Raw genomic sequence first — 17,680 nt, 5'->3', positions numbered from 1 at the left:
TCAAAAATAAAAGGCTGCCCGTTGGCAGCCATCTAGCTCAATGTTCCTACTAGCGATCCCAGTAGGCTTCTTCCAAGCTGTCTTCCCGCTCAGGAAGGGCACGTGAGAGGCGAGGAGAGTGCTGGGTAAGCACTTCGTAGCTCACGCGGTTGGCGTATTTACAAATTTGTGACAGAGAAGAGTAAGTCAGGCAAATATGCTGATGTTTCACTGAATTTGGCACGTTTCTTTGGTGAAAGGCGTTGGCTGCCATGTCATGCAGCAAAGCAGAGAGCGCGCCATCCCCTGCACCATTGGTATTTTTGATCTCCGCGGGCCCGCCAAGGTAAGGACCAATGTGCGAGTAAACGCGTATTGGTGCTTTACAATCACTGCGTCGCATCGCACGGCTAAACTCATACTGGTTAAAGCCTTCGATACTACCTGGGTAGATATCATGCGTGGTTTCTCGCTTGGCATCTTCATCGGTGTAACCCGCCATGTAGAGACCATCGGGGCCGGCAGTACAAAGTACCAAGTCGACCCACTGCAATGCTTTATCCGCTGCTTGTAAAGGATCTCGTTCTCCAGTCAATGCAAAGCCTTCTTCCTCATTCATCGCTACGACAGCAATGTTGTCACGTAGGTACTCTTGCCACCACTGTGGATTGCCTTCGATCACGTATTTGGTGCCGAGCGTTAATACCACAGGCACTTGGTGCTTTTTCGCATATTCGATTGCTTTTTGTACCGCTTGTGGCATCGGATCTTCGGGCTTGCCGCGCATCAAATAAGAGGAGACGACCAGCGCTGACGCTTTTTCAAATACTTCTTCAGGAATGCTCTCTGGCGCCAACTGGTTCATATGGCCTTCATTGATAGCAAAAGTGCGTTCGCCATCTTGAGAAATAAGGGTATAACAGCGGCCAATTGGTCCATCGACGGTTTGTAGATGATTGAGGTTCATTCGTGACGATGTACGGCACAAATAGCGATAGGCGTAAGAACCGACTTGAATATTCTTGGACATCACGCCCAGTAGCACCGATTTGCTGTCGGCCAGCACGGAGTAATTGTGCAGCGTGTTACCAATGGTGTCGCCTGGGTACTGATGGGTGATTAAACCGCGTTCAACCAACTCATCGTACAACGCATCCGCTTTGCTCTCTTCAAGAACCAGCGAGTGTCCTTTGCTCAGTTCGTATTTGGCTAAGAAATCGTCGTCCACACGCGCTTCGATATCGACAATAGTCTGTCCAACGCCAACCACGGTTGGGCGAAACATTTTGGGTGCGGCCTTTAATTCGTTGACCAGAGGATCTCGATCGTTCGTGGGGAAGTAATGTTTAGATTTACGCTGACCAGGAAACTTCATGCTAGTTAATGACTGAGAAAAAAAAAGAGGCGCATGATATCACATTTTTTTGTAATCAAGCGCCTTTTTGTTGCAACTAACCCTAGCCGATGAAGAAATGAACAGCAGAAGTGCGGGTTCATGATTTCTTGCCCCACTCTTCGTTCTCACCAGTGATGGTACAAACAGACATCTCAATCATTGCTTTATCCCTAAACGTTTAGCTAAACGGTGTAGGTTGCCACTATCCAATTCCAATTGGCGAGCCGTTGCTGCCCAGTTGCCTTGGTTGTGATTGAGAGTTTGAACAATGACTTTTTTCTGAAACTCATCTGTTGCTTCTTTAAGCCCCACGATAGGTTCACTAATCGACGAAATATCGGGTGTGTTGATTCCATCTGAACTTGCAGATGGTGATGTCTCGATATCAAAGTCTGACACCATCAATTCGATGTCCGCTGAGTGTGTGCGAGCTTTGGACAATACACCTGCACGTTTGATCATATGCTCCAGCTCTCGCACGTTCCCTGGCCATGAGTATTGTTTGAGTGCTTGGATAAGAGCGGGCGAAAAACGAATACTATTAAGCCCCAATTTACTTCGTAGCTGTTCTGCGAAAAAACCAGCTAACAATATTACGTCCTCCTCGCGTTCACGCAGTGGCGGAACGCGAATAGGGAAGACGCTCAAACGGTGATATAAATCGGCTCTAAATCGTCCTGCGGTAACTTCTTCATGTAACACGCGGTTGGTGGCGGCCACAATACGCGTATTTACACGGATATGACGATCATCCCCGACACGCTGAATGTCCCCATACTGCAACGCTCTTAACAGCTTTGCTTGTAATTCAAGTGATAGCTCTCCAACTTCATCTAGAAATAGAGTGCCACCATCGGCCTGTTCGAATTTGCCTTTGCGGTTACTTATCGCACCAGTGAATGCCCCTTTTATATGCCCAAACAACTCACTTTCTGCGACGGATTCAGGTAACGCTGCACAATTTAGGTAGACCAATGTTTTATCTGCGCGATTAGAACGATGATGAATGGCGTTGGCAACCAACTCTTTTCCAACCCCAGTTTCGCCCATGACCAATACGGACAGTTCCGTATCGGCGACCGCATTAATTTGTTGTTGCAATGACTTCATTTCTGGCGATTCGCCAATAATGTCGTCATTCAATGCCCGTTTTTCAGTAAACGATTCTCTCGGCAAGCTGGTCTGTGTTTCCAATTGTTCTAGAAGCAATGCGGTATGAAGTCCGCCAGCGGCCAACGCACTGATAAAACGCAGCTCATGATTTAGAAGTGAATCAAACTGGAAGGGATCAAAAGCATCAATGGTGATTGCGCCAATGAGATGATCGTCTATTAACAAGGGTAACCCGATGCATGAATGGATGTGTAATTTGTCATCATGGTTCGGGATCAAGCCGTCGTAGGGGTCGGGTAAGTTACTATCCGATGGAAAACGCACAATATCACCCGCGCGGGCAATCGCTTCTAATCTTGGATGTTCATTGATAGAGAAACGGCGACCCAATACTTCTTTTGCTAAACCGTTGATGGCTAGCGGTTTAAAGTGTTGATCTTCATAAAGAAGCAGAGCAGACGAATCACACTTTAAGACTTCTCGTATTGTGGTGAGCAAGGTGTCAAAGCGAGCTTGTCGAGTAAGAGCTGAATTCAGATCTTGTGTAATGTGAAGCCATTGGGCGATTAGTGTAGTCATATTGAATACCTATGATTGTCAATATGACAATTGTAATGTCGTAATGACAGCTGTCAACATTGTCATAGTGACACTAATTATGTGAGGTATTGTTTTTAAAGTATTGATAATTAAAGGAATTTTGTTATTGGCATGCCTTGTGCACTATCTAATGTATCAGAGATAAATTAACTTAAATTCACGTTAAGGTAGTGACAATGACAATTCATGTTAAAAACAATATTCACTGGGTAGGTCAACGCGATTGGGAAGTGCAAGATTTTCATGGTACAGAATACAAAATGACTAAAGGTACAAGCTACAACAGCTACCTTATTAGAGAAGAAAAAACGGTATTAATTGATACCGTTGATCATCGATTCAGTCATCAATTTCTTCAAAATCTTGAGATGGAAATTGATCTTAAGTCCATTGATTTTATCGTTGTAAACCATGCGGAAGAAGATCACTCGGGTGCCTTATCTGCATTAATGGAGAAAATTCCCAACACCCCCATTTATTGTACCGAAGCCGCGATAGATTCAATTGTTGGACATCACCATCACCCCGAATGGAATTTCAAAACGGTAAAAACAGGTGACAGCATTGATATTGGTAACGGAAAACAGCTCGTTTTTGTTGAGGCGCCCATGCTTCACTGGCCTGACAGTATGATGACTTATCTGACGGGTGACGCGGTGTTATTTAGTAATGATGCATTCGGTCAACATTATTGTGATGAACGATTATTCAATGATGAAGTCGATCAAAATGAGTTGATGGATCAGTGTTTACGTTATTACTCCAATATCTTGACACCGTTTAGCAGCTTAGTAACTGCAAAGATTAAAGAGGTACTCAGTTTTAATCTGCCTGTCGATATGATTGCTACATCACATGGTATTGTGTGGAGAGATAATCCTGCTCAAATTATTGAGCAATATTTAGAATGGGCGGACAACTATCAAGAGGATCGCATTACGATTTTCTACGATTCGATGTCAAATAATACTCGAATGATGGCGGATGCGATTGCACAAGGTATTCATGATGTTGATTCTGGCGTTGCCGTTAAGGTTTTCAACGTCTCTAAGCATGATAAGAATGAAATTCTAGCTAACGTCTTCCGCTCTAAAGGTATTTTGGTCGGGTCTTCAACCATGAACAACGTCATGATGCCAAAAGTGGCAGGTATGCTAGAGGAAATCACGGGGCTTCGTTTTAAAGCGAAAAAAGCTGCCGCTTTTGGTAGTTACGGTTGGAATGGCGGTGCAGTTGATCGTATACATGCGCGGTTAACCGATGCAGGATTCGAAACTGCGATAAGTTTGAAAACCAAATGGCGACCAGATGGAAAAGCAATGCGCGAATGTCGTGAACATGGTCAGGCGATTGCTAAATTATGGGCTAACAACTCGCTATCAAGATCTACAAAAGAACATTCGACAGCTCTCGAACCAGCATCTCAGGCTCCTCAAGTGAATCCGCGAAACGTCGAAGAAGTTCAGCTTGGTGTCCAACAGGAACAGCCACACCCTGAAGGTTGTCAGTGCATGATATGTACTGTATGTAACTGGGTATATGATCCTTCACAGGGTGAGCCAAACCAAGGCATTGAACCTGGAACAGTATGGTCTGACATACCCGATTACTTCTTATGCCCAGAATGTCACTTAGGCAAAGATGTCTTTGTAGAACATAAAGCGTAAGGAGGCAGTATGCAGACACCTATAGTGATCATTGGTAGTGGCTTTGCTGCTTACCAGTTAATTAAAACAGTGCGTCGTATGGACGCACATATTCCAATTCAGGTTTTTACTGCTGAAGATGGTGCCGAGTACAACAAGCCAGATTTGAGTCATGTTTTTAGTCGAAAACAAACAGCCTCGGATTTAGTTGTCAAACCTGGCGACATGTTTGCAAAAGAACATAACATCGACTTGTTTGCAAACACCAAGGTTGAAAAGGTAGATATTTACACGCAGCAGGTGACAGCAAATGGACAAGTTTACCCCTATGGAAAACTGGTGTTTGCTACAGGAGCAAAAGCATTTGTTCCACCAATGAATGGTGATGGAGTAGGAGACGTATTGACGTTGAACTCGCTACAAGAATATCAGGCGGCTGAAACACAAATTAGCCGAGCAAAGCGGGTTTTGATCATCGGTGGCGGGCTAATTGGTGTTGAAATTGCAATGGATCTTGCAACCTGTGGTAAAAACGTAACCGTTATTGAGCCAAATACTCGCTTATTGGCAAACTTAATCCCTGAGTTCATTGCTTTGCCAATTGAAAGACAGCTTAAGCAGCAAGGTATCCAACTGGGATTAGAAACTAGCGTAGTCGCAATAGACCGTTCAGAAAGTGGATTAACGGCCACATTACGCTCTGGGCGCACAGTTGAAACCGATATCGTGATTTCAGCGGCTGGCTTATGTGCCAATACACAGTTGGCTAAAGAAGCAGCTATTAGAGTTAACAAAGGGATTGTCGTCGATAGTCGTTTGCAGACCTCAGCTCGCAATGTTTTTGCGTTGGGGGATTGCGCAGAAATTCAAGATCGAATGATGCCATACCTACAACCTATAGTGCTAAGCGCTAACGTACTAGGTAAACAACTGTTGGGGCAAGACGCCGAGCTGGTGTTACCACCCATGATGGTCAAGGTCAAAACGCCTAGTTACCCAATCCAACTCGCAGGAACGGTAAACGAGGTTGAGAATTGGGAGGTGAGTATCTCTGACTCTGGTGTTGTGGCGAAAGCGAAAGATGATAACGGCCATCTCGTTGGTTTTGTTGTTACAAGCGAACAAGTCACGCAGGCATTCCCACTGCTTCGCGAATTGTCACAAACTCATGGACAATCGTAATATCGAATTTAAATAAAAGTTAAACAAGAGAGGGTATTAATTATGCCACATTTACGTATACCAAAAGAGTGGACGATTCAACGCTCAACACCTTTCTTCACAAAAGACAACGTACCGAGAGCTTTACTTTCGCACCATAACACAGCGGAAGGCGTGTTCGGTCAATTGTGTGTGATGGAGGGGCAAGTGACTTACTATGGCTTTGCCGATGCGAATGCCACGGAACCTGAAATGATGGTTGTCATTAATGCGGGACAATTTGCGACAAGCCCACCGCAATATTGGCATCGTATTGAGTTGAGTGATGATGCCCAATTCAATATTAATTTTTGGTCTATTTCAAATAAGACCAATCGGCCTATGTATCAGCCGCAGAATAAATAATTTTATCTACGTATCTTGGGGCAACATTAGTTGCCTCAAATGAAAATAAATATCTATGATTAGTCTTAAAATAAGGAAAATTGATGCGTTCACTATTTATTCGCATGCGATTTGTGCATTGGTTAGGTGTTGTTATTCTTGTAATGAATGCATTCTTTTTTACCGAAAATATGCTTTCTCAAATACTTCAAGGCATCGTTGTTATTTTTTTAATTATACACGATATAGATGAAAAAATTTGGGGTGTTGACTCTCTAAAGAATGTAACCATGTATATGAAAAACTTTGAAAGGAAAGATTTATCAACACCTTGCAACGTCAACAGCCAATACAACAGTGAAATTACCAATGTGTTGAATGTAATCAACACATTCAGACGCAATGTTAAGTTGGCGCTTGAAGAAATACAGCAACAAGCGATGGCGTCAGATGAGATTTCTACGCAATTGAAATATAAATCGACAAATATCTCGGATCGAATTTTAAGGCAGGATGCTAGTGTGAGTTCGCTAAATGAACAGCTTGAAAAGCTTGATAACACTTCAATCGCTCTTAAAGTGAAGGCTGAAGAAACCCAGATGCAAGTAAAGAGTACACACGCGAAGCTTGAGCATTCTGTTGGGATGATGGACAACCTTGTCCAAGGCCTCGATCAATACTTAGAAAGTAACCACCAGTTACAGAAGAGTTTCAATCAGCTTTCCGCGCAAACACTATCGATAGAAAATGTCGTTTCAGTTATTGCAAAATTAGCTGACCAAACGAATTTACTAGCATTGAATGCTGCAATTGAAGCGGCCCGTGCTGGAAATCAAGGTCGAGGTTTTGCGGTTGTAGCAGATGAAGTCAGAAGATTGGCGCAATCCACGCAAGAGAGCTTGCATGAAATTAACTCGATAGTTTCTGAGATATCAACGACTGTAAAAATGGCTGGAGCGCAAATGTCGTCGCAAACTTCGACGATAACTCTTCTATCTGAAAATACAATTAAAAGCCAAACTGAGGTTCGTAATGCCAATGAAAGCATTGGATCGGTTCTATCACTGATTGAACATAACGAAAGCGAGCATGAAGTTAACATTCATACAGTAAGTCAACTAGTTGGTGAAGCAAATGCCAAAGTTGATGAGTTGAAACAATTGTCTAGTTCGAACGCTATTGACTGTGAGGCCCTTATAAAACAGGGCATTAATTTAACAAAGGTCACAGAAAATGTTGTTGAAAAACTGAGTATGTTCAAAACTGCTTGAGCGAAATTGGTTGGTTTTAAACTATTAAATCAACCAACCATTTCAAAGGGAATAAATCTATCAACCGTTTAGTTTATTGTTTTAAGTTGTACAAGAATTCGATTAGATCTGACTGTGTGACCATTCCGATTAATTGGTTATGGTCATTTGTAATTGGTATATGGTGAAACCCCGAGGTCAAATATGGAATAAGACGAGCGACATGTTGATCTTCATGCATAGAAATCGGATTTCTTTTCATATATTGGCCAATAGTCTTAGACGTTTTTTTCTTCGCTAAGAGGTATAAACCTACGAATGAATTTATTTTTCTTTTTTCGACATAAAGTAAAAAATCGACTAATGAAAAAATACCTACAATTTCCTTATCGGAGTTTATAATAGGAATTGCGCTAAATTTATTTTTTTGAAGTGTGTTGAGACCTTCGTAGACTGAATCATGTTCTGTGAGTGCCAGAATGTTTTCTGTCATTACATGTTTGCAGGTCAATTTTTGACTTTTGTGCTCTAAAGCGAGCAGGTGGGTTTGTTTAAAAATTTCGTCGAGCGTTTTTTCATCAATGTCTAACCATTCATTTCTCGTTTCCAAAACTTCATGTAATTCATCAAAGTAGAGTGATGACTTTTCATGCGCAGACTTTGAGTTCATTGATGGTTTTTCAGTTGTGTTCGAAGATCTCATAGTGATCCATCTGCGATACACAATGCCAGATAAGGCTAGGGGCAGCACATTCAGTAAGACGGGATCGAGTAAGAAGTAGACATCTGGTTGAGATGTATTACTCAGCACAGGAACAAGCGCAGTCGCTACTCCAGGTGGATGGACACATTTTAGCGCAATCATAATGATGATTGTGCTAGTTATTGTCAGCGTTATCAACAATATGAGATCATCGAATGCCGTCGATAAACCAATACCCACCAACGCCGCCGTGAAATGTCCACCGATCAAGGGCCATGTTTTTCCCATTGGACTGCTAGGTATCACAAAAATGATCGTGACGGAAGCCCCTATTGATGCAATCAACAAAGGGGTTGCGGAAGTGGTATGCCCGTAGTTTGCAAGTACCGCAATGATAGCTGATGTAAGGAGCACAGGTATTGCAATGTATGAAAGGTTGAGTAAGCGGTCAAAATGCGACATAGGAATCAAAGTAAAAGTTAAAAACGGAATTCTATTCGATTATTAAATGTTAATAAAGCGTTTGATTTTTTTTAATTATAATTAAAAAGAACATGATTTAATGAATATTTATATAAATGGCCTTGATCTTTAAATGCCATTATCGTATGCAGTGGATAAATATGAAATGTTATTTTCCAGTATTGTCATAATCATTTGGTGGTAAATTTAAAATAATTGTATTTTACGACTAAGAGGTTAGGTATCTTTAGAGTAAAATAATAGTGTTATGAAAGGAGATAACTGATATGAACGTAAACAACATGACTCTGTGTGATATTATAAAAAACATTCCAGGTTCAATAAAAATATTAAAGTCGAACAACATCAATGCTTATATAAACTTAAGAAAAACATTAAATGAAATTTTAGTAATCGATGATATTGCTAAGTATTCTGACATGATTGATAAATTAAATAACTTGAGTCGAGACAATAAAGAGTTGCTGAAATTTTGTGATATCCCTCATCAAGAGTTGATAAAATATATCATTGCTAACTTTCACATAAAACACAGAGACCAGTTGAATCAAGCGATAGAGTTAGCAAAACGTGTTGAAACTATACATTATGATCACCCTCAATGTCCTATTGGTTTGAGCGAATGCTTAGAAGGAATTGCGAACGACCTATACAGTCATATGGAGAAAGAAGAACAAATTTTGTTTCCAATGATCAATCAAGGGATCTATCCTGATGGACCTATTTTCGTCATGGAGCAAGAACATGATGATCATATTCAGGCATTGAGTGAATTAATGACTTTGGTGAACTATTTGGAAGTGCATGAAGATGCATGTCAGTCGTGGAAAAAATTATATTTATTATTAGATCAATTTGAAAGTGATATCCTCACACATATTGCTTTAGAGAACAATATTTTATTCAAGCATTAATGTATAGTGAAAATGAATTTCTGCTTAATCTTATATGTTTAGGCAGAAATATTTCATTACTCGAATCTAACTTTTTCCTGATGTACCCAAACTGCTGCTTCAACTCGAGAGCGTAATTGTAATTTTTTCAAGATACTTTTTACATGAACTTTTACGGTGCTTTCGGAGATGAAAAGTTTATTAGCAATCATTTTGTTTGATAAACCAATAGCAATGTTTTTCAGTATGTCCTGTTCCCGAGCGCTAAGAACCTCAATAGTTACATTGGTTAGTTTTTCTTGTTTCTTTTCTCTTAGATTTCCTACTAAAATAGATGTTAACTCTGGGCTGATGACGGTTTTTCCTAGACAGGCATTTTCAATGGAGGCGAGTAATTCTTCGGGTTCCATATCTTTTAAAAGATATCCGTCTGCACCTAATTTAATTGCCTTAGACACATCTTCATCGTAATTTGAAACGGTAAAAATAATAATTTTACTTGTGATGTGTTTATCTCGAAGTAATTTTAACGTTTTTAAGCCATCTAACTCTGGCATGTTAATATCTAAGAGGATTAAATCTGGTTCGTAGTCAATTGCATACTCCACCCCTTGAAGCCCATTGCTTGCCTCTGCTACAACGGTCAGATGCTTTCTGGTATTAAGTAATTGCTTAATACCATTTCTCAGCATGGGATGATCATCGATTAAAAGTATTGTAGATGCATCTGCATTGGTAAATGTATGTTCTTTAATCATGTTATACTCGTGAATATATAGGAAAAGTTAGATAAAATTCAGTCCCTTTACCAGGAGAGGAGAGGATATCCCATTTTCCTGATAGAGACTGTGCTCTATCACCAATAATTTTTAGCCCGTAGCGAGAATTTTCTTGCGAAATAGAGAATCCACAACCATTATCGAAAATAAATAAAGATACTTCATTTTCTTTCATTGATAAATCTAGCGTTACATTGGAAGCTTTTGCATGCTTATAAACATTGTTTAATAGCTCGCGAATGATTTGTATTAAGTGTATTGAATGATGAATGGATATTGTGTTCGCTGGTATTTCATAACTAAAATTTATTTTTGTACCTATTTTTTTGTTGTATTCTTTTACCGTATTTTCCAGTGCAGGCAAAAAACCTAGTCCATCTAATTTCAACCTAAAAGTAGTCAACAGTTCTCTAAGTTGACAGTAAGCAACATTTACTTCCTCCCGCATTTCTCCAATAATCGAAATCTGTTCGTTGTTTAAGCTAGATAAATCCATCTGTAAAATACTCAATTTTATCTTCAGGCAAGAAAGGGACTGAGCGATGGAATCATGCAGCTCCCTAGCAATAGTATTCCTCTCTTTTAAGATTAATATCTGTTGGTCTTGCTGAACTTTATAGAAAGTGGAAAGTGACTGTGTTAATAGCTCTGAGAATGCAATTATAAGCTGTTCGTTTTCTATATTTAGTGAGTGTTTGCTATTTTTTGAGATGATAATCTCTCCATAATCATTACTAGAGTCTTTCAGATTTATATTGAATTCTGATAGGTTTTCAATAAACGTTTTTCCATCATCAAAGCAGAGGTTGCAGCTTAGGTTTTTGCAAAAAATAGGTCTATTTAATGCACCAAAATCAAAGATTTGAGTGTTATCACTTTCTTGGTAGTCCTTAATTAAAATAGTCACTTTATGTATGCCAGTCAGTTCGATCAACTCTTGAGTTAACGGTGCTAACATATCACAGCTATACTTTTCATTATTAAACTTTTTACATGCTCGGTAAAGAAAATCCAAGTATTTATTCTTTTGGTTAAGAGCTTCAGTTTTTTGATATACAATATTCTCTAAATTTACATATGTTTCTTTTAAACTGTCTGACATTAAATTAATAGAATCACCAAGTTCATTCATTTCATCTTTATTCTTCTGTACAATAAATCTTTTACTAAAGTCTCCAGATTTAATCGATCTTGATATGTCGATTAACGCCATCCAAGGTTTAAATAGTCTTGAGTATAAGTTGCTAACTGCATAAATACCAAAAATGATAACTAGAACCGTAAAACATTTTTGGATATTTTCTAATGATTTAATGTTGTTCTCAGTGTTTTGTTCAACTTTATCAATTAGGATGTTTGTTTTTTCTACGAATTCCTCAGCATTTAATTTTATTGAATTTATATTTCCACTTTCTATTTTTGTATGAAAGAAGTTTATCAACTCATTATGTTCACGATTCAAACCACTTTCTATCATGTACTCTTTTATTTTAGGATCATTCAGTCTCGATTTTATTATGCTAACATTTTCTGAAAATATTTTATTTTCTGCAGGGGAAATAGATTTATATATCAGCATTCTTATCGAACCAATTTGATTAACAATATGAGTTCGACCTTGAATATTATCAACTATTACGAGTGAAATCATCATGCCAGATATTGATATAATACAAAGCATTAATATAAAGAAGGATATCTTTTTTGTTATAGATATATTCAAAAAATTCATTATCTCATGTACACGACTAGTCTGGTGTGCGCCTAAATAGACATCATATCGCTTTTCTTTGGGATGCGATATACCACTTGTGGGTTACCACCTAATAGTTTGCGATAAGTTGTCTTTATGGTTTTTCTATTTTTATTTTATTTATCATAAAGTTATGTTTTTGTGTCGTAACCACTATGAGTAACATCAGAGAATGGGGAAGTTTTATCAAAATGATGTCATTGATCTAAATCAACAATTTGCAAGCGAAATTATCACTAAATGTAATGGTTTTTCCAATAACAATGGTGTTAATCATGTCAATAAATATAGATACAAAGGGCATGGAGTCGTCTGGTCGAGTAAGTGCGCATTCGATTAAACAATGGTTTCCTGAGGATAGACAGTTTTGGTTATCTCAAGGGCAATACATTGCAAAGCGAAACTTATGGATTTCGATTCCCTGCCTACTATTGTCTTTTTGTGTTTGGATGATCTTTAGTGCTGTTGCAGTTAATCTGCCTAAAGTCGGTTTTTCATTTACTACTGAGCAGCTTTTTTTACTAACAGCCTTGCCCTCTGTGTCAGGAGCTATCGGTCGCATTCCTTATTCTTTTACAATTTCAATATTTGGCGGTAGACGTTGGACTGCATTCAGTACACTGGTGCTTGTTGTACCAATGGTTTGGCTAGGAATCGCCATCAGTAATCCTCACACTTCGTACTCCACGTTCGTTATGATTGCATTGTTATGCGGTTTAGGCGGTGCAAACTTTGCGTCGAGTATGGCCAATATCAGTTTCTTTTACCCAAAGGAAATGCAGGGAAGTGCGCTTGGATTAAACGGAGGACTTGGAAACCTAGGTGTGAGTGTAATGCAACTGGTGGTTCCTATCGCTATTTCTGTTCAATGGTTTAATTCGCAATCTGAAGGACTACAACTACAAAACGCTGCTTGGGTTTGGGTCCCGTTTATTGTGCTTCTTAGTGTTATTTCTTGGTTTGGAATGAACGATATAGAAAGCGCAAAAGCTTCGTTCAAGGAGCAGGTCAAAGTGCTTAGGCAAGGGCACTTATGGCTGATGAGTTTATTGTATCTCTCAGCATTCGGTTCTTTTATCGGCTTTTCTGCTGGTTTTGCTATGTTGTCTCAAACTCAATTCCCCGACGTTGATGTTTTGAAATTTGCGTTTATCGGTCCACTCATTGGTGCGCTTATGCGACCTGTTGGTGGGGCTTGGTCAGATAAATTTGGTGGCATAAAAGTAACGTTTTTAAATTTTGTTCTAATGGCGTTATTAACAATTCTTATCTTCTTTACCACTCCATCGGAAAGTACGTCAGGTAGCTTTGTTCTCTTCCTTATTATCTTCATGGGATTATTTGCTTGTGCAGGTATTGGTAGCGGCTCAACATTTCAAATGATAGCGGTGTTGTTTCGCCGTATTGTCACGCAACAAGCGAAAATGGCTGGTTTGGATGAGGAAGTCATCGCGCGTAAATCCGGAACGGATACAGCAGCAGCATTAGGATTTATATCTGCCATTGGCGCGTTTGGTGGTTTCTTTATTCCACAGGCATTTGGTTTATCGCTCTCTCTTACAGGCTCAGCCTCAAGTGCTTTAATACTATTCCTATTTTTCTATGTCGTTTGCTCAATCATTACGTGGTTCGTTTATGGACGAAATATAGAGAATGGTTACGCAACAAAAAAATAAGTCACATATTTAATTCGAATTTTTATCGTAGATATTAACTTAAATTATCAATTAAATATAAATAATAATTAGTTCCTAAATATAGGAGAAACACTGAATGAGCAAGTTTTTGGATCGATTTCGATACTTTAAACAAGTCGGAGGTTCGTTTTCTGGTGATCACGGACAAACACTTAATACAAATCGTGATTGGGAAGATGGATACAGGACGCGTTGGCAGCATGACAAAATCGTTCGATCGACACACGGCGTAAACTGTACAGGCTCTTGTAGTTGGAAAATTTACGTAAAAAACGGATTGGTAACTTGGGAAACGCAGCAAACCGACTATCCGAGGACACGCCCAGATCTTCCTAATCATGAACCAAGAGGCTGTCCACGTGGAGCAAGCTACTCCTGGTATTTGTACAGTGCCAATCGTCTTAAATACCCTATGGTGCGTAAGCCACTATTGAAATTGTGGCGTGAAGCAAAGCGACGTTTTGCAGATCCGATAGAGGCATGGGAATCTATCGTCACGAATTCTGACTCAACGAATGCTTACAAAACAGCGCGGGGGCGAGGCGGATTTGTACGTAGTTCTTGGGCTGAAGTTAACGAAATTATTGCCGCTTCTAATATATACACCATAAAAGAACATGGACCAGATCGCGTGGTGGGTTTCTCCCCAATTCCAGCTATGTCAATGGTCTCTTACGCCGCTGGTGCGAGATACTTGTCTCTTATTGGTGGTTCATGTTTGAGTTTTTATGATTGGTATTGTGATTTACCACCAGCATCTCCGATGACGTGGGGGGAGCAAACTGACGTTCCTGAGTCAGCAGATTGGTACAATTCTTCATACATCATTGCTTGGGGGTCGAACATCCCGCAAACCCGCACTCCCGATGCGCACTTCTTTACGGAAGTTCGTTATAAGGGGACTAAGACCGTCGCTATTACCCCCGATTACGCTGAAGTTGCAAAACTCTGCGATCATTGGCTTAACCCAAAACAAGGTACGGACAGTGCTGTAGCACTCGCAATGGGTCATGTAATTCTCAAAGAATTTCATGTGAAACGGCAGTCTGAATATTTCCAGAACTACTTACGACAGTATTCAGATATGCCGATGCTGGTGAAGCTGGAAGCTAGAGCTGACGGTAGCTACAGTGCTGGTCAATTTTTACGGGCATCAGAGCTGGTGAATAACCTCGGCGAGCCCAATAACCCTGAATGGAAAACCATCGCCATTAATGAAGCGGATGGAGAACTTGTTGCACCAAACGGTTCTGCCGGTTTCCGTTGGGGGGAGAAAGGGAAGTGGAATCTCGATCAGCGAGCTGGTGCTGGTCAAGATAATGTGCAATTGCAGCTTGGGATAAAAAATGCTGATGACATTGTTGATGTCGCCTTTCCTTATTTCGGTGGCTTAGAGCACGAACATTTTACCCATGTGCCATTATCTGATCTGATTAATCGTAAGCTGCCTGCGAAGCGGATCATTTTAGAGGACGGAAGCGAAACCCTGGTTACTACGGTTTACGATTTAACACTGGCTAACTATGGCGTAGAACGTGGCTTTAACGATCCTAGTTGTGCGGCTGAATATTCTGAAGTCAAAGCCTACTCACCAGCATGGGCTGAACAAATCACCGGGGTATCGGCTGACGAGATCACTCGAATCGCCACTGAGTTCGCGGATAATGCGGAAAAAACACGTGGTCGTTCGATGATCATTGTCGGTGCAGGTTTAAACCACTGGTATCACATGGATATGAACTATCGCGGCCTGATTAATATGTTGGTCTTCTGTGGCTGTGTTGGGCAAAGTGGCGGCGGTTGGGCGCACTATGTTGGACAAGAAAAACTTCGTCCTCAGACCGGATGGCAACCCTTAGCGTTTGGCTTAGATTGGCAGAAACCGCCACGTCATATGAATGGCACATCTTTCTTCTACAACCATTCGAGTCAATGGCGATATGAGAAGTTAAAAGTCGATGAATTACTGTCTCCAGTTGCGGATAAAACGCGTTATAGCGAACACTTGATCGATATGAACGTAAAAGCCGAGCGAATGGGATGGCTACCTTCATCGCCACAACTTAACGTCAATCCACTGAACATCGCCAAACAAGCACAAAGCTTAGGGCAATCGGCAACGGATTACGTCGTGAATGCGTTGAAACAAGGCGAGATTCGCTTCGCATCAGAGCAACCTGAAAAACATTATCCACGAAATATGTTCATTTGGCGTTCGAACTTATTGGGTTCATCAGGTAAAGGCCATGAGTATATGCTCAAGTACCTGCTTGGGACCGAGCATGGCATTCAAGGTAAGGATCTGGGTGAGTTTAGCGAGACAAAGCCGCGAGAAGTGGAATGGAGTGACCAGCCAACACAAGGCAAGCTTGATCTTGTTGTCACGTTAGATTTTCGTATGTCGAGCACGTGTTTATTCTCGGATATCGTTCTTCCGACTGCAACGTGGTACGAAAAAGATGACATGAATACGTCGGATATGCATCCGTTTATTCACCCGCTATCCGCGGCGGTTGATCCTGCTTGGGAAGCGAAGTCTGACTGGGAAATATACAAAGGCATCACCAAAGCATTTTCGAATCTTTGTGAAGGTCATTTAGGTAAAGAAACCGACATCGTTACGTTACCCATCCAGCATGATTCCCCGGCAGAAATAGCTCAAGCATTTGATGTGCAAGATTGGAAACTGGGTGAATGTGAGCTGATCCCTGGTAAAACTGCGCCACATATTATGGTGGTGGAGCGTGACTATCCTAATACCTATGCACGATTCACCTCTTTAGGGCCTCTATTAAATAGCCAAGGCAACGGAGGAAAAGGAATCAACTGGAACACCGACAGTGAAGTGGAGCTGCTTAAAAAGCTCAATTATGTCCATCATGAAGGATCCGCAAAAGGACTCGCTAAAATCGAATCTGCCATTGATGCCGCAGAAGTGATTTTAACTCTAGCGCCAGAAACGAACGGACAGGTGGCAGTAAAAGCATGGGATGCCTTAAGTGAATTCACTGGGCGAGAACATCGTCATTTGGCCATCAATAAAGAAGAAGAAAAAATCCGCTTTCGTGACATTCAAGCGCAACCACGGAAAATCATTTCTAGCCCAACTTGGTCCGGCTTGGAAGATGAACATGTGTCTTACAACGCTGGTTATACCAATGTTCATGAATTGATCCCATGGCGAACCGTCACAGGGCGACAACAGTTATATCAAGATCACCAATGGATGAGAGATTTTGGCGAAAGCTTAATCGCTTACCGTCCACCTATTAATACGCGTACTGTTCACGACATTATGGGTAAGAAGGGCAATGGCAACAAAGAAAAAGCACTGAACTGGATTACCCCTCACCAAAAATGGGGAATTCACTCTACCTATAGTGAAAACTTACTGATGCTAACGCTATCACGGGGTGGCCCAATTGTCTGGATGAGTGAAATAGACGCAAAAGATCTTGGGATTGAAGATAACGATTGGATAGAAGCATTTAACTTAAATGGCTCACTAACCGCGCGCGCCGTCGTCAGCCAACGTGTGCCTGAAGGCATGGTGATGATGTATCACGCTCAGGAGCGACTGGTTAATTTGCCTGGTGGTGAGATTACTGGACAACGAGGCGGTATTCATAACTCAGTCACTCGTGTATGCCCAAAACCGACTCACATGATCGGCGGCTATGTGCATCAGGCTTATGGCTTTAACTACTATGGAACGGTCGGTTCGAACCGAGATGAATTTGTTGTTGTTCGCCGTATGAAGGAAGTGAAATGGCTCGATGGTGAAAACAACGATTACACCCAAGCGCCAAACCTGTATAGCGGTTTAGTGGGAGATAAATAAGT

12 protein-coding genes are annotated in these 17,680 nt (G+C 40.8%); 7 read left to right on the top strand and 5 right to left on the bottom strand.

Annotated elements, in window-relative coordinates:
- Positions 1-49: 49 nt before the first annotated feature.
- Both EA26_RS11545 and norR read right to left on the bottom strand, forming a co-directional pair.
- Positions 50-1,354: an inosine/guanosine kinase gene (locus tag EA26_RS11545; RefSeq protein WP_039427609.1), complete on the bottom strand. Its 1,305-nt coding sequence runs from the start codon at positions 1,352-1,354 to the stop codon at positions 50-52.
- A 177-nt stretch (positions 1,355-1,531) separates the two neighbouring features.
- Entirely contained in the window at positions 1,532-3,067 is a 1,536-nt protein-coding gene (norR, locus tag EA26_RS11540; protein ID WP_039427607.1) for a nitric oxide reductase transcriptional regulator NorR, read from the bottom strand.
- A 197-nt stretch (positions 3,068-3,264) separates the two neighbouring features.
- Between norR and norV the strand changes: the two genes are divergently transcribed.
- The 4 genes from norV to EA26_RS11520 all read left to right on the top strand — a co-directional run bounded on the left by norV (position 3,265) and on the right by EA26_RS11520 (position 7,550).
- Positions 3,265-4,755 carry an anaerobic nitric oxide reductase flavorubredoxin gene (norV, locus tag EA26_RS11535; RefSeq protein WP_000152377.1) on the top strand — a complete coding sequence of 497 codons (1,491 nt, stop codon included), beginning with the start codon at positions 3,265-3,267 and terminating at the stop codon, positions 4,753-4,755.
- A gap of 9 nt (positions 4,756-4,764) precedes the next feature.
- Complete coding sequence (gene norW, locus EA26_RS11530) at positions 4,765-5,916, top strand: NADH:flavorubredoxin reductase NorW (protein WP_039427604.1); 1,152 nt, start codon at positions 4,765-4,767, stop codon at positions 5,914-5,916.
- 42 nt (positions 5,917-5,958) lie between these two features.
- On the top strand, positions 5,959-6,300 hold the full coding sequence (locus tag EA26_RS11525; protein WP_039427602.1) for a TehB family protein: 342 nt from the start codon (positions 5,959-5,961) through the stop codon (positions 6,298-6,300).
- 83 nt (positions 6,301-6,383) lie between these two features.
- On the top strand, positions 6,384-7,550 hold the full coding sequence (locus EA26_RS11520; RefSeq protein WP_039427600.1) for a methyl-accepting chemotaxis protein: 1,167 nt from the start codon (positions 6,384-6,386) through the stop codon (positions 7,548-7,550).
- Between the two features lie 73 nt (positions 7,551-7,623).
- Here the strand turns inward: EA26_RS11520 and EA26_RS11515 are convergent, their stop codons facing one another.
- Positions 7,624-8,694, bottom strand: coding sequence for an HPP family protein (locus EA26_RS11515; protein WP_039427598.1), 1,071 nt, complete (start codon positions 8,692-8,694; stop codon positions 7,624-7,626).
- Positions 8,695-8,981: 287 nt separating this feature from the next.
- On the opposite strand from EA26_RS11515, the gene EA26_RS11510 reads away from it, so the two are divergent.
- A complete protein-coding gene (locus EA26_RS11510) occupies positions 8,982-9,629 on the top strand; it encodes a hemerythrin domain-containing protein (protein ID WP_039427596.1) in 648 nt (215 codons plus the stop codon).
- A 56-nt stretch (positions 9,630-9,685) separates the two neighbouring features.
- Here EA26_RS11510 and narL read toward each other — a convergent pair whose 3' ends face one another.
- Positions 9,686-10,366 carry a two-component system response regulator NarL gene (gene narL, locus EA26_RS11505; protein ID WP_039427594.1) on the bottom strand — a complete coding sequence of 227 codons (681 nt, stop codon included), beginning with the start codon at positions 10,364-10,366 and terminating at the stop codon, positions 9,686-9,688.
- A gap of 1 nt (position 10,367) precedes the next feature.
- The gene (locus tag EA26_RS11500) at positions 10,368-12,041 is read right to left on the bottom strand and encodes a histidine kinase (RefSeq protein ID WP_226970695.1); all 1,674 of its coding nucleotides are present in this window, start codon (positions 12,039-12,041) and stop codon (positions 10,368-10,370) included.
- Between the two features lie 374 nt (positions 12,042-12,415).
- Here EA26_RS11500 and EA26_RS11495 point away from each other — a divergent pair, with 374 nt between their 5' ends.
- Entirely contained in the window at positions 12,416-13,816 is a 1,401-nt protein-coding gene (locus EA26_RS11495) for a NarK family nitrate/nitrite MFS transporter (protein WP_269416896.1), read from the top strand.
- A gap of 97 nt (positions 13,817-13,913) precedes the next feature.
- Positions 13,914-17,678, top strand: a complete 3,765-nt coding sequence (locus EA26_RS11490; RefSeq protein WP_039427590.1) for a nitrate reductase subunit alpha — start codon at positions 13,914-13,916, stop codon at positions 17,676-17,678.
- Positions 17,679-17,680 lie beyond the last annotated feature (2 nt).

This window comes from Vibrio navarrensis (genome assembly GCF_000764325.1).
GTDB lineage: Bacteria > Pseudomonadota > Gammaproteobacteria > Enterobacterales > Vibrionaceae > Vibrio > Vibrio navarrensis.
This window is presented reverse-complemented; position numbering and strand designations above follow the sequence as displayed.